This window comes from Nocardia abscessus NBRC 100374 (genome assembly GCF_000308455.1).
GTDB classification, from domain to species: domain Bacteria; phylum Actinomycetota; class Actinomycetes; order Mycobacteriales; family Mycobacteriaceae; genus Nocardia; species Nocardia abscessus.
The window spans coordinates 125,211-138,860 of the sequence record NZ_BAFP01000071.1 but is presented as its reverse complement, the minus strand read 5'-3'; the positions used below and the strand labels follow the sequence as shown (position 1 = coordinate 138,860).

Sequence of the window (13,650 nt, the reverse complement as noted above, 5' to 3'; positions counted from 1 at the left end):
GTGGGCATGCGCCCATTAAAGTGGGCGCATGCCCATTCTACCGCGGGAGCAACCCGAACCGTCCCCAGCGCCTCCAGAGGAGTCCCAGCCGATGGCCACGTCGTTCGGCGTGGACGCACAGCGCTACGACCAGGCCCGGCCCGGCTACCCGGAGGCGTTGGTGGCGCGGATCCTCGCCGGGACGCCCGGCGCGGACGTGCTCGACGTCGGCTGCGGTACCGGCATCGCGGCCCGTCAGTTCCAGGCTGCGGGGTGCACGGTGCTCGGCGTCGAACCCGATGCGCGCATGGCCGATTTCGCACGAGCCCGCGGTCTGCGGGTCGAGGTCGCTACCTTCGAGGCATGGCAGCCGGGCGACCGGATGTTCGATGCGGTCATCGCCGCGCAATCGTGGCATTGGGTGGATCCGGTGGCCGGCGTCGCGAAGGCGGCCGGCGTGCTGCGTCCAGGGGGACGGCTGGCGATCTTCGGCCACGCGTACGAGCCACCCGCCGAGGTGGCAGAACCGTTCACCGCCGCCTACCGGCGGGTGGCGCCGGACTCCCCGATCAGCGGCCAACCGGCTCGACGTCCCCTCGAGCTCTACCGAGCGGGATACGCGAAAATCGCCGACCAGATCCGCGAGACCGAACACTTCGGAGATCCCGAACAGTGGCGATTCGACTGGCAGCAGCCCTATACCCGCGACCAATGGCTGGAGCTGCTCCCCACCACAGGTGGCCTCACCCGACTCCGTCCTGATCAGCTGGCCGAGATACTGGACGCGGTCGGCAACGCCATCGACTCTCTGGGCGGATCCTTCACGATGGACTACACCACCCTGGCCGCGACCGCCACCCGCACAGGCACTTCCTGACGGCCACGCTCGGCACCGAAGCCGGTCAAGGGCCGACGGCTGCGGCGGCCGACACCGCTGCGAGCGCAGCCCGGAGGACAAACCCGCGCCCACCCGCGCCGGAAAGGCGCAATGCCGCTCCGCCGGGTTATGTTGCAGACGGAGCCCGGGTTCCTCGCCGCCGCCGACTGGACGTGATTCTGCCTTCGGTGGGACGGAGTCAATCCGTGGTGGATTGATCCCGATACTGTTCTACGAGGTGCTGGTAGAAGCTGTTCTCCGGCGATTCCAGCGAGATGGCCCGCAGGGCGACGGTGACCTTCCGGCCAACTACTGTCGAGTATCCGTCCTCGTCCAGGCCGAGATCCTCGGCAACCGCCAGTACCAGTTCATCCAGCTCGTCATCCGTCACATAGACGGCGAGACGGCATTCGACTGGGACGCGCGCCGGGTCGTACGCGTCCGCCCACGCGCGCTGAGCGAACTCATCGACCGCCGTGACCGGTCCGAAGCTGGTGAAGCACGGGATACGGTTCACCCCGCGGATCCGATGGGTGCTCTCTTCGAGCGCCAGCGCGACCGGGTGGATTCCCTCGCCGTCAAGGGCACCGGGCCCGGTCGCGTCCGGCAACCCGAGTCCTATCGCGAACTCCCACACTTGGCGTTCGTCGTCGTCCACGTACAACCCTTCCTGCTTTTCTCCGTGCTGTTATCGGGCAACTATGCCAACGATCGAGACCCGAGTTGCCGCAACACCTTCCGGTCGCTGAGTCGTTTCACGCCCGGACGCGACGACGGCCACCTGGTGCGGCGCCCGGGCCGGGCCGCCGCGGACCAGATGGCCGCTGGATCGATCGCCGCCAACCCGACAGGCGATCGATTCCGGGAACGCACGATCGGCGATCGGTGGGTTCGGCCACCGATCGCCGGTCGTGCTCATGGATTTGTCATCGCGACAGCCAGGTGCGCAGATCGGTGATGGTGGCGCGCCGCTCGTAGGCGATCCAGGCGAAGATCGCGGCCAGCACCAGCGGGAAGATCCCCATCGAGGGCTTGTCGGCGATGAAAGCCTGCGTCCCGGCGGCGAGCACGGTGAGAACGGACAGACCCGCGGCGGCAAGGGCGCTGAGCCGTGGCACCATCAGGCCGATACCGCCGGCGACCTCCACGACTCCGATGAAGATGAGCAGCCCGAGGGGGATGGTCAGATTCTCGGGGGCGTTGTCCGCCAAGGTGTTCGGGATAACGAGCTTCGGACCGCCGGAGGCGATGATGAAGAACAGGCCGAGCAGGATCTGCAGGGTCCACAGGACGCGGTTGCGGATTTTGCCGGGACGGTAGGTGACGTCGTCGGAGAAGTCGGCGGAGGGGTTGGCGGTGGTCATTTCTGGTCCTTCTGGTCGGTCGCGCCGGGTTGGTAGCGCGTTCAACAGATAGGACGGAGCACCGGCCAAGGACTCATCGCTGTCCGCGAAAATTTTTCGGACCCGCTGCTGAACCGCCGGTTCGGTTGTACTGGCCTGGGCGTCGAGTCCGCCAGCCAACGAGTTTCGACCAGCGTTCGTGGGCGGATCGACGGCTCATACCCGCGCCGCGGCCGATCAGACGGCCACGCCGACCCATTGCGCGAAGGCACTCACACTCTCGGAATTCCACCGTTCCGCCGCCGCTATCCCTACCAGCGTCTCCCGCACAGACGGATGCCGACGCGTTTGCTGCGGCGCCACCTTCCGCGCCAGTTTCAACGCCTTCAAGGACTTCGACGGCTCGCCCGCCAATAGCCACGCTCGTGCGACGTCCTGGTAGTGGTGCCCGGTTCGGGTCGGCGACGTTCCCGCCGGGATCTTCAATGTCCACCCGTTGGTGGCGGCCTTCTCCGGATCTCCGGCTTCCAACTCGATGGCACACGCGTAGAACTCGACATTCGTCGCATTCAGCTGCGGCAGACGCGGAAACGAGGACTCGTCGCCACGGGCGACGACACTGCGCGCCTCGTCAAGATAGTCGATCGCGGTGCCGTACCGCTGGCCGCGCGCCGCGATGATCGCTCCCGATAGGTGGCCGTAACCCCGCATCGCCGTCGCGCTGCCATCGTCACCGGCTACCGCGTCGATTCCGCGCTGCACTGCGTCGAGCCCGGACTGTATCGCGTCGTAGTACATCAGTACCTTGCCGCGTTGGACGTGGGTCAGCGTGCGATAAATCGGATCGTCCGCTTCCTCGGCGAGCGCCGAGACTCGCCCCAGCACCGACGATTGCAGCGATGTCAACCCGGTTCGCCCGGCAGAGAAATTCGTCAGCATGTAGGCGTTGCACAGCAGCGAATGCATACGCCGGACATCGGCCCCTGCTTCCGTGAGCGCGCCATACAAACGACGAATATGGCCGGGCAATATTTCGAACACTTCAGGAGTCTTGTCCCGAATGTGGTAGTCCTGCAACTTCGCGGATTCGAGTTCCAGTTGTGCGAGCGTCGACCCTCGCACCGGTTCGACATAGTCCCATTCCGCCACGATCCGGCGCATCTCGACAACGCCGGGTAACTCACCCAGCTCTCGGCTGTAATCCGCGACACCTGTCAGCAGTTCCGGCTCAACCTGCAACGCACGAGCGGCAGCTGCAACGAACGCGGGACTCGCGGGAACGCGACCCGTCTCCACTTTGGCGATCAGCGAATCGGACAGTCCGGCCTCTGCCGCAAGGCGCAGCTGCGTCCAACCCTTCAGCTTGCGAGCTCTTGCGGTACGAGCCCCGATACCGGCTTCGTCCATAGCTGCCAGTTTTGCAAATTCCTTGCCAGTACGCGACGACGCAGGCTGTCAGCCTGATTAACAGCCGCACCGCCACGAGATCGGCAACGTCTTCCACGGGCGCGAGGTGCCCAGCCTTATCACTTCGACGGCAGCGGCTTTCCATCGCAACGACAAGGAGAGACCGATGACGTGGTTTCAGGACTGGTGGGCGCTGGCGATTCCTCTCGCTCCCTGTCTAGCCGCGATCTGGTGGGCGGCGGTCGACGCTCGCCGTGCTTTCTCCCCCAAGCGCCGCCTCGCACAGGACGACTCGGTTCCCGGTTCGGGTGCGCAGCCTCTTCGCGTCACCGGCCGACACCGCCTGCGGGTCGGCGCGACGCGTGGTGGACGGCATCGAGGGCGGGGGAACTAGATGCCGAAGCGGAACGCTCTGATCTTCATCAACCGGGGCGCCCCGAGCCTGGCCCGGACCCACGCCCTGGACTTGCGGCGGGCGCTCGACCTCGCCGACGACCTCCGTTTGAATGTGCCGAGGTGTTATGTCGCCGGTCCGTTGCGTCCGGATACGTTGCGGCACACGATGTTCGACGCACGCCGACGGCAGGTCGGCATCGTGATCACACCCCGCGCGGAGACCGTCCGGCTCGACCTCATCCGCCGACAGTGCGACGTGATCGTCGTGGACACGGGAATCGTCTATCGAAGGTGGACGGCATTCCGCGAACCGATCAGCGCTCCCCGGCGACGGGAGGTGCGCGCGTGAGTCACGAGTCCGAGGTCCACTGCCACCGGGCCGACATCCCGAATTCCGCGCGAATCTGGAATTACTGGATCGGCGGCAAGGACCACTACGAGATCGATCGTCTCGTCGGCGATGCTTGCATCGAGATCCATCCCGACATCACCACCATCGCAACCCAGGCCCGCCAGTTTCTCGTCCGCGCAGTGCACTACCTCGCTGCCGACCGGGGGATCCGCCAATTCGTGGACATCGGTTGCGGTCTGCCCGCCGCACGCAACACCCACGAGATCGCCCAGTGCGTGGCGCCCGAGGCCACCGTCGTCTACGTGGACAACGACGCGCTCGTGCTCACGCATGCGCGGGCGCTGCTGACCAGCACAACGCCGGAGGGCACCACCGATTACATCGACGCCGACCTGCGTCGTCCGGAGCGGATCATCGAGCAGGCCGAGATGGTCTTGGACTTCCGCGAGCCGGTCGCGGTCCTGCTGATGGGTGTGCTCGGCCACGTCACCGGCCATGACGAACTGCTGCGGATCGTGCGCACGCTGATGGAGGCGATGCCTTCGGGCAGTTTCCTGGCGCTGTGGCACGGCACCGACGACAGTCGCCGCTACCGTGCGATGTGCGACATCTACGCGCAGTCCGGCGCCGCGCCGCTGGTCGCCCGGCCGCGCGACCGGATCGAGGCCGCTTTCGAGGGGTTGGAGATGGTCGAGCCGGGCTTCGTCCCGATCACTCGGTGGCGCACGCCCGAGACCGATGTGGGCGAGGTCAGGCCGGTCTCGGCTTACGGCGCGGTCGCCCGAAAACCCTGACGCCCCACACCCGTCGCGGGTCAGCGCAAGGTGCGTATCCAGCGGCGGGTGTCGGCGGGGTCGATGACGTCGTCGACTTCGAGCACGGTGGCGGCGGTGAGGGCCTTGCCGTTGGCGTAGGCGAGCTGCACCAATTTGTCGAACGCCTCCTGCCGCTGCACCGGATCCGCTATGGCGGCCAATTCTTTGGCGAACCCCAAGCGCACCGCGCCCTCGAGGCCCATGCCGCCGATTTCCCCGGTGGGCCAGGCGACGACGAACCGGGGTGAGCGGAAGGAGCCCGCGGCCATGGCCTGAGCGCCGAGACCGTAACCCTTGCGCACGATGACGGTTCCCAGCGGGACCGAGAGCGCAGCCGAGTCGATGAAAAGGCGACTGAATTTCGTGACAGTGGCGTCCTTTTCCGCGTCCGGACCGACCATGAAGCCCGGTGTGTCGCACAAGGAGACGATCGGCAATCCGTGGGTGTCGCACAAGCGCAGGAACGTGCTGAGCTTGTCGGCGGCGGGAGCGTCGATCGCGCCACCGTGGTGGTGGCAGTTGTTGGCGATCAAGCCGAACGGCCGTCCCTCCACCCGGATCAGTGCGGTGACGATCCCCACCGCCCAGTCCCGGCGCAACTCCAGTACCGACCCGACGTCCGCGACGGACTCGATGGCGGCGCGGATGTCGAACGCGCGCAGGCGGTTCTCCGGGACCACATGCCGCACCAAGCGCGGGTCCGGCGCGGTCCAATCCTCGATCGTGCCTCGGAAGTAGGCGAGATAGCGGCGGGCGATGGCCACCGCGTCCGCCTCGTCCGCCGCGACCACGTGCACGACGCCGTTGCGGCGCTGCACCTCGACCGGCCCGATGTCCTCCGGCGCGTACACGCCGAGCCCGCCGCCCTCGATCATGGCGGGACCGCCCATGCCGATATTCGCGTCGGGAGTGGCGATCACGACGTCACACATGCCCAGCAGCGCCGCGTTACCCGCGAAGCATCGTCCCGACACAATGCCGATCAGCGGAACCCGGCCCGAGAGCGCGCCCATCGCGCGAAAAGTGGTGACGTCCAGCCCCGAGATGCCGGGGTAGTCGGTGTCGCCCGGTCTGCCGCCGCCGCCCTCGGTGAAGAAGACCACCGGAAGTCGTTGCTCGCGAGCGAGTTCGAGCATGCGATCGGTCTTCACGTGGTTGCGCATGCCCTGGGTGCCCGCCAGCACCGTGTAGTCGTAGGACAGCACGACCGCGCGGGATCGGTCGGGACCGAATCGCTCGGCATCGATGGTCGCCACGCCCGCGATCAGCCCGTCGGCCGGGGTGTTCGCGATCAGATCCTCCTGGCTGCGACGCAGTCGTTGCGCGGCGACCGCGAGCGCGCCGTACTCGACGAAGCTGTCCGCATCCACCAGGTCGGCGATGTTCTCGCGCGCGGTGCGCCGCCCGAGCCGGTGCCGCTTCGCGACCGCCTCCGGCCGGGATTCGTCCAGGCCGACGCGGTGACGGGTGTGTACCTCGGCGAGATCGGCGCGGATCGCGTCCAAGTCGACCGCGACCTCGTCGATGACCGCTCCGTCGTGTTCGGCGGCGACGAAGACCAGCAGCGGCGCATGCGGATCGACGACCGCGCCCGGCGCGACGACGTGGCGGTGCACCCGCAAATCCTGCGCGGCGCGTACCACGTGCTGCATCTTCATGGCCTCCAGCACCGCGACCTCGCCGCCCGCGGGAACGATCGCGCCCGGCTCGGCGATGGCGACCACCGTGCCGCCCATCGGCGACAGCACCGCCTGTTCGTCGTCCGCCAGCGTCACCGCCGTCGCCACGACTTCCGCGATGGGCGAAACAGGCACGGGGCTCGGGAAATCCTCGGCACGCCCGACCAATTCATCGATGTGCCGCTCGAACCAAGTGGTCGGCACGACGCGACCGTCGGCCAGCTCCGCCAGGACCGCGCGCAGCACCGCGGCATTGGTGTCCACCCCGGCCACGACGGTCTCGGCCAGCGCGTCCGCACACCGGCGCAGCGCGGCCGGATACGACGGACCGGAGGCGATGATCTTCGCCAGCAGGGAATCGAAACGCGCGTCCTGCCGCATCCCGGCGAACGCGGCCGTGTCGACCCGTACGCCGCTGCCGGTCGGCGGGGCGAACTGAGCCAGTGTGCCGGTGCCGGGCAGTACATCGCCGCCCGAGGTGAGGATTTCGGCGTTCAGGCGCGCCTGCACCGCGTAACCGCGTGCGGTCCCCGGGCCAGGCAGAACGAGATCGGCCAGTGTCGCGCCACCGGCGAGATCGCATTGCACGGCGACCAGGTCGATTCCCGTGACCGCTTCGGTGACGGTGTGTTCGACTTGCAGTCGCGGATTGACCTCGAGAAACCACGCGTCCTCGCCGCGCACCAGGAACTCGACGGTGAGGACGCCGCGACAGCCGACGGATTCGACGACCCGCACGGCCCAGCTGTGCAATCGCTCGCGCAGCGCCGCGGACAGCCCGGGAGCGGGCGCCACCTCGACCAGCTTCTGCTGCCTGCGCTGCACGCTGCAATCGCGGTCACCGACGGCCGTTGCCGCTCGGCTGTCCGCGACGATCTGCACTTCTACGTGGCGCGCGTCGGTGACCAGCGCCTCCGCGTAGACCCCCGCGTCACCGAATCCGGCCAGCGCCTCCGCGCGGCAGCGCTCGAACGCCTCCGGGAGAGATGCCGCTTCGCGCACCGCCCGCATACCGCGCCCTCCGCCACCCGTCGTGGCCTTCACCATCACCCCATCGGGATGAGCGGTGAGCAGCGCCTCGATCTCGGCGACGTCCGCGCCGCGGCGGGTGGCCGGAATCGCCGGGACCCCCGCGCGCTCGGCCGCGGCGCGTGCCGCGGTCTTGTCGCCGAACACCTCGAGCGCCTCGGGTGACGGACCGACGAACACCAGCTCGGCCGCCGCGCACGCACGCGCCAATTCCGCGCTCTCACTGAGGAATCCGTAGCCCGGGTGCACGAGCGCACCCGGCGCCGCCTTCCCGGCCGCCGCGACGACGGCCGCCACGTCGAGGTAGGCGGCGGCTCCGACGCCCGGCAACACCACGGCCTCGTCGGCCAGCCGGACGTGCAGCGCGTGCTGTTCCTCGGCCGTGTGCACCGCCAGGGTTCGCCAACCCCGTTCCCGGGCGGTGCGCAGCACGCGAACCGCCACTTCTCCCCTGTTCACCACGACGACCTGCATGCCGCCCAGTCTCGTTGACGTTGACGTCAACGTCAATATGCGCGACGATGACCTGCGTGACCCAGTCCACCTGGTCGGTGCGCGCCGCGCGGGAGCGTTCGCATACCTCCCGGCACCGCGACCTCCTCGACGCCGCGGCACGGGTGTTCGCCGAGCGCGGCTACGACAACACCACGGTCGCCGCCATCACCGCGGAGGCGGGTGTCTCCCGCGCCACGATGTATGTCTACTTCGCCTCGAAGGAAGAGATCTTCTTCGCGCTGGCCGAGCGGGTGCGCGACGACTTCCTCGCCGCCCAGGAGCCGGGAGTCGAGGATGACGACCCGCGAACGATGTTGCGGGCCACCATCGAATCGTTCGCCGGCGCGGTCGCGTCGGCGGGACCGCTGCTGCGCCTGATCGACGAACGCGGAGCGGTGGATCCCAAGGTGGCCGCACTGGCCGCGGAGATCACCGAGCGCCCGATCCGCCGCTTCACCCGATACCTTCAGCGCCAGCTCGACGCGGGCCGCATCACCCCGGCGGTGGCGCCGCGCGTGATCGCGGAGACCATCGGCTATGCCCTCACCGCAGGCGTGCTGGCCCGCCGCGACGCCGACGCACCCAGCAGCGCCGAGTACCGCGACGCCATGGTGACGGTCTCGGAGACTCTGCTGGGTCTGTAGCGAACGAAGACGCGCGCAACCGTTCCTGATCCGCGCCGTCCACGATTACGGCGGGCACCTCGTCGTGCCCGCCGCGGTGAAACGCCCGACGGTACTCAGGCGCTGCGCGTACCTTCCAGCCGCGGTGCGGCGGTCGGCGCCTGCTCGGCACGAGCGAAGGAGAGCACCCCGTCCTCCAGCGCGCCCTTGCGCAGCAGCTTGCGGTCACGGAAGTAGTTGTTGATCACCTGCCACGGGCCGTTGGTGCCCTGCCTCGGCATCACCGCGTCGCCGCGCTGGATGTAGCCGGAGGTCAGCGCGCCGCCCATCACGGAGTCGGTACCGCGATCGCGGTCGGTGGCCACAGGCTCGACCCGGGTGAAACCGTTCGCCTTCATGTGGTTGAGCACGCGGCAGAAGTACTCGGCCGCGAGGTCGGCCTTCAGTGTCCAGGACGCGTTGGTGTAGCCGAGCACCATCATCGCGTTCGGTATGCCGTCGAGCATCGCGCCCTTGTAGACCACCCGGTCGCGGGTGACCACCGGCTCGCCGTCGATCTCCAGGCTCATGCCGCCGAGCATCTGCACGCTCAGACCGGTGGCGCTGATGACCAGGTCGGCGGGCAGTTCCTCGCCGGAGGCCAGGCGGATGCCGGTCTCGGTGAACGTCTCGATGCGGTCGGTGGCGATGGACGCCTTGCCACTGCGCAGGACCTTGAACAGGTCACCGTTGGGCACCACGCACAGGCGCTGGTCCCACGGGTTGTAGGAAGGGGTGAAGTGGCGCATGTCGATGCCCGAGCCGACCTGCATTCGCACGGCGGCCAGCAGCAGCTTCTTGGCCGCCTTCGGATTGGTGCGAGAGAGCTGGAAGCTGGCGCGCTGCAGGGCGATGTTGCGCGCCCGCCCGATCCGGTAGGCGAGCTTGGCGGGCACCTTGGCGGCCTTCATCCCCACCGCGACCGGGTCGTCGGCGGGCAGCGCGGTGATGTAGGTCGGTGAGCGCTGCAGCATGGTGACGTGCGCGGCCGCGTCGCTCATCGCCGGGATCAGCGTGATCGCGGTGGCGCCGGAACCGATCACCACCACTCGCTTGCCGGAGTAGTCGAGGTCTTCGGGCCAGTGCTGCGGGTGCACGATCTGCCCGCTGAAGTTCTCCTCGCCGGGGAACTTCGGACGGTGGCCGTTGTCGTAGTCGTAGTAGCCGGTGCAGCCGACCAGGAAATTACTGGTGTGGACCTCGGTCTCGCCGGTTCGCTCGTCGAGCGCCTCGACCGTCCAGGTGGCCGTCTCGCTGGACCAGCGCGCCGTGGTCACCTTGCGGCCGAACCGGATGTGCTCGGTGACGCCGTACTCGGCCGCGGTCTCCTCGATGTACCGGCGGATGTTCGGCCCGTCGGCGAGCACTTTCGTGCCGTTCCACGGACGGAAGCCGTAGCCGAACGTGTACATGTCCGAGTCGGATCGGATGCCGGGGTAGCGGAACAGGTCCCACGTGCCGCCGATGGCGGTCCTGCGTTCCAGGATCGCGTAGCTGCGTCCCGTCTGCTCCTTGGTGAGATGGCAGGCCATGCCGATTCCGGACAGCCCAGCGCCGATGATCAGTACGTCGACATGCCGCGTCATTGAGGTACTCGTTTCGTCCGTCCGCCTCGCACACCGTGGGGTGCGTGCTGAGGCCAGATTACGTGTTATCCGTGGTTACGTCTAGCACGGAATAGTGACACGTACGGACACGCGAATAAAAACCGGCCTGGTTCCAAACCGTGACCCGGGCCGGTCGAGCGCCCAGCATGGATCACTGCGGCGCGCTCACGAGGCGCACCGCCTCCATCTGTCCCGCTACCCCGAGGTGTCGCGTGTCCGTCATCGCTGCGGACCGGGAGCCGGTTCGGGTCGCTTCGCGTGCGCGGCGGTCACCACGGTGGCCCGGCCGCGGTCTCCGGAAGGGAGTTGACTCCGCATGAGTCTGTCGTTCCACTGGTTCCTCCCCACCTACGGCGATTCCCGCGGGCTGGTCGCGGGCGGGCACGGCACGTTCATGTCCGGCGACCGCCCGGCCAGCCTGCGGTATCTGAACCAGATCGGCGCCGCGGCCGAGGACAACGGCTTCGAGGCCGTGCTCACCCCCACCGGCGCGTGGTGCGAGGACGCCTGGCTGACCACCGCGATGATGGTCGCGACCACCGAGACGCTGAAGTTCCTGGTGGCCTTCCGCCCCGGGCTGGTCAGCCCGACGCTCGCGGCGCAGATGGCGGCGACCTTCCAGCGCCATTCCCGGGGCAGGTTGCTGCTCAACGTGGTGACCGGCGGCGAGCCACACGAGCAGCAGGCCTACGGCGACTTCCTGGACAAGACCCAGCGCTACGCCCGCACCGGCGAATTCCTGCACGTGGTGCGAGAACTGTGGACCTCCACCGAGCCGGTGACCTTCGAGGGCGAGCACATCCGGGTACAGCAGGCACTGCTGAGCAACCGTCCGGATCCGGTGCCGCCGGTGTTCTTCGGCGGTTCCTCCGAACCGGCCGGCCCGATCGCGGCCCGCTACAGCGACACCTACCTGACCTGGGGCGAACCGCTGCCCGCGGTGCGCAGGAAACTGGAGTGGGTCCGCCGCCTGGCGGTCGACCACGGGCGCGTGCTCGACTATGGCCTGCGCATCCACGTGATCAGCCGGGACACCTCCGAGCAGGCGTGGGCCGAGGCCGATCGTCTGCTGGCCGGCATCGATCCCGCCGACATCGAGCGGGTTCACGCCAGTCTGGCGCGCAGTGAATCCGAAGGCCAGCGACGGATGGCGGAACTGCACGGCGGCAGCACCGAGCGGCTGGAGATCGCGCCCAACCTCTGGGCGGGCGTCGGCCTGGTCCGCGGTGGCGCGGGCACCGCGCTGGTCGGCTCGCACGCCGAAGTCGCCGATCGCCTGGCCGAATACGCTGACCTGGGCATCGAGCACTTCATCCTCTCCGGCTACCCCCATCTGGAAGAGGCGTACTGGTTCGGCGAAGGCGTGCTGCCGATCCTCGAGCGCAAGGGCCTGTGGCGGCATCCCCACCGTGCGGCCCGCGTCGCCGCCGCCACGCCCTTCGCCACGTCCGCCAGCAGCTGAGCGACCCGCGGACGGTGCTGGCGTACCGCCCGCAACACCCCAGTTATTCCCAGCCGCGGCTACGCGGCGAGAATGGTCCATCGGTTCGGCATACCGGGCCGCGACCGACGGACAGTTCTCGTAAGGGAGTCATGACCACCGCATCAGCCCGGCGCTGGCGCCGCCGCCTGCCCGACACCGCCACGACCGAGGCGGGCGGGCCCACGCTGGCGCGCAGGCTCGGACGACTCGACCTCACCGCCATGGGCGTCGGCACCATCGTCGGCGCGGGGATCTTCGTCATCACCGGCGTCGCCGCCGCGGAAAAGGCCGGGCCCGCCATCGTGCTGTCGTTCGCACTGGCCGGAGCCGTGTGCGTGCTGGTGGCGCTGTGCTACAGCGAACTCGCGGCGATGGTGCCGGTCTCCGGCAGCGCCTACACCTACACCTACGCGACCCTCGGCGAAGGACCGGCGTTCCTGGTCGGCTGGAACCTGCTGCTGGAATTCGTCATCGCGGGCGCCGCGGTGGCGATCGGCTGGTCCGGCACCACCGTGTCCGCGCTGGACTCGCTGTTCGGCCTCACCGTTCCACACGCACTCGCCGCGGGGCCCGCCGAAGGCGGCGTGGTGAATCTGCCCGCCGTGCTGATCGTCGCCGTCGTCGTCGCGGTGCTGGCCGGGGAGGTCACCTTCACCGCGCGCATCACCAAAGTGCTGGTGGGCCTGACCATCGGCGTGCTCGTGCTGGTGATCGCCGTCGGCGCACCGCACGTCGAGGTGGACAACTGGATCCCGTTCGCCCCGTTCGGGGTCGGGGGCATCGTCGGGGGCGCGGCGATCGCGTTCTTCGCCTTCCTCGGTTTCGACGTGGTCGCCGCCTCGGCGGAGGAGGCCCGCAACCCGCGCCGCGACGTCCCGTTCGCCATCATCGGCACGGTGCTCATCGCCACCGCGCTCTACGCGCTGGTCAGCGTGGTACTCACCGGCATGGTGCCGTTCGCGACGCTGAACAACAGCGCGCCGATCGCGACCGCGTTCGGCGCGGTGCGCATCGGATGGATCGGCGACGTCATCGTGATCGCCTCGATCGTCGCGCTGACGAAGGGCCTGCTGCTGATCGTGTACGCGCAGGTTCGATTGATGTTCGCGATGTGCCGCGACCGGCTGCTCCCCTACCGACTCGCGGCGACCGGCAAACGCTCCACTCCGGTGCGGTTGACGTTGCTGCTCGGGGCGATCGGCGCGATCGTCGCGGGGCTCCTGCCGATCGATATCGTGGTCGAACTGGTCAACATCGGCGCCCTGTCGGCGTTCGCGGTGGTATGCGTGGGCGTACTGGTGCTGCGCCGGGTGGAACCCGAGCGCGAACGCCCGTTCCGCACTCCGCTCGTGCCGCTGGTTCCGATCCTCGCGCTGATCGGCTGCGTCCTGCTCGCGACCACCCTCGAGGCGCTGACCTGGGTGCGGTTCGGTGTGTGGGTGCTGGTGGGTATCGCGGTCTACCTCGGTTACGGCCGCAAGCGCTCCACCCTCGCCGAACCCCGCCCCAGCGCGCCGCCTGTCTGA

11 protein-coding genes are annotated in these 13,650 nt (G+C 68.6%); 6 read left to right on the top strand and 5 right to left on the bottom strand.

Annotated elements, in window-relative coordinates:
* The first annotated feature begins 28 nt into the window (after positions 1-28).
* Complete coding sequence (locus tag ON19_RS14435) at positions 29-856, top strand: class I SAM-dependent methyltransferase (protein WP_043691419.1); 828 nt, start codon at positions 29-31, stop codon at positions 854-856.
* 199 nt (positions 857-1,055) lie between these two features.
* Here the strand turns inward: ON19_RS14435 and ON19_RS14430 are convergent, their stop codons facing one another.
* The 3 genes from ON19_RS14430 to ON19_RS14420 all read right to left on the bottom strand — a co-directional run bounded on the left by ON19_RS14430 (position 1,056) and on the right by ON19_RS14420 (position 3,606).
* Positions 1,056-1,514: a hypothetical protein gene (locus ON19_RS14430; RefSeq protein ID WP_157229701.1), complete on the bottom strand. Its 459-nt coding sequence runs from the start codon at positions 1,512-1,514 to the stop codon at positions 1,056-1,058.
* A 268-nt stretch (positions 1,515-1,782) separates the two neighbouring features.
* A complete protein-coding gene (locus tag ON19_RS14425; RefSeq protein WP_043691415.1) occupies positions 1,783-2,220 on the bottom strand; it encodes a DoxX family protein in 438 nt (145 codons plus the stop codon).
* A 216-nt stretch (positions 2,221-2,436) separates the two neighbouring features.
* Positions 2,437-3,606 carry a helix-turn-helix domain-containing protein gene (locus ON19_RS14420; RefSeq protein ID WP_043691413.1) on the bottom strand — a complete coding sequence of 390 codons (1,170 nt, stop codon included), beginning with the start codon at positions 3,604-3,606 and terminating at the stop codon, positions 2,437-2,439.
* Positions 3,607-4,000: 394 nt separating this feature from the next.
* On the opposite strand from ON19_RS14420, the gene ON19_RS14415 reads away from it, so the two are divergent.
* Positions 4,001-4,351 (top strand): hypothetical protein, encoded by a 351-nt coding sequence (locus ON19_RS14415; protein ID WP_043691411.1) that lies wholly within the window; start codon positions 4,001-4,003, stop codon positions 4,349-4,351.
* Positions 4,348-5,148, top strand: coding sequence for an SAM-dependent methyltransferase (locus ON19_RS14410; RefSeq protein WP_043691409.1), 801 nt, complete (start codon positions 4,348-4,350; stop codon positions 5,146-5,148). The genes ON19_RS14415 and ON19_RS14410 overlap by 4 nt, the downstream gene beginning before the upstream one ends.
* A gap of 20 nt (positions 5,149-5,168) precedes the next feature.
* On the opposite strand, the gene ON19_RS14405 is transcribed toward ON19_RS14410, so the two are convergent.
* Positions 5,169-8,351 carry an acetyl-CoA carboxylase family protein gene (locus tag ON19_RS14405; protein WP_043691407.1) on the bottom strand — a complete coding sequence of 1,061 codons (3,183 nt, stop codon included), beginning with the start codon at positions 8,349-8,351 and terminating at the stop codon, positions 5,169-5,171.
* A gap of 56 nt (positions 8,352-8,407) precedes the next feature.
* On the opposite strand from ON19_RS14405, the gene ON19_RS14400 reads away from it, so the two are divergent.
* A complete protein-coding gene (locus ON19_RS14400) occupies positions 8,408-9,016 on the top strand; it encodes a TetR/AcrR family transcriptional regulator (protein ID WP_157229700.1) in 609 nt (202 codons plus the stop codon).
* 95 nt (positions 9,017-9,111) lie between these two features.
* Here the strand turns inward: ON19_RS14400 and ON19_RS14395 are convergent, their stop codons facing one another.
* Positions 9,112-10,620, bottom strand: coding sequence for a flavin-containing monooxygenase (locus tag ON19_RS14395; protein WP_043691404.1), 1,509 nt, complete (start codon positions 10,618-10,620; stop codon positions 9,112-9,114).
* Positions 10,621-10,957: 337 nt separating this feature from the next.
* Here ON19_RS14395 and ON19_RS14390 point away from each other — a divergent pair, with 337 nt between their 5' ends.
* Positions 10,958-12,103, top strand: coding sequence for an LLM class flavin-dependent oxidoreductase (locus ON19_RS14390; RefSeq protein WP_043691402.1), 1,146 nt, complete (start codon positions 10,958-10,960; stop codon positions 12,101-12,103).
* A 131-nt stretch (positions 12,104-12,234) separates the two neighbouring features.
* Positions 12,235-13,650 carry an amino acid permease gene (locus tag ON19_RS14385; protein ID WP_043691401.1) on the top strand — a complete coding sequence of 472 codons (1,416 nt, stop codon included), beginning with the start codon at positions 12,235-12,237 and terminating at the stop codon, positions 13,648-13,650.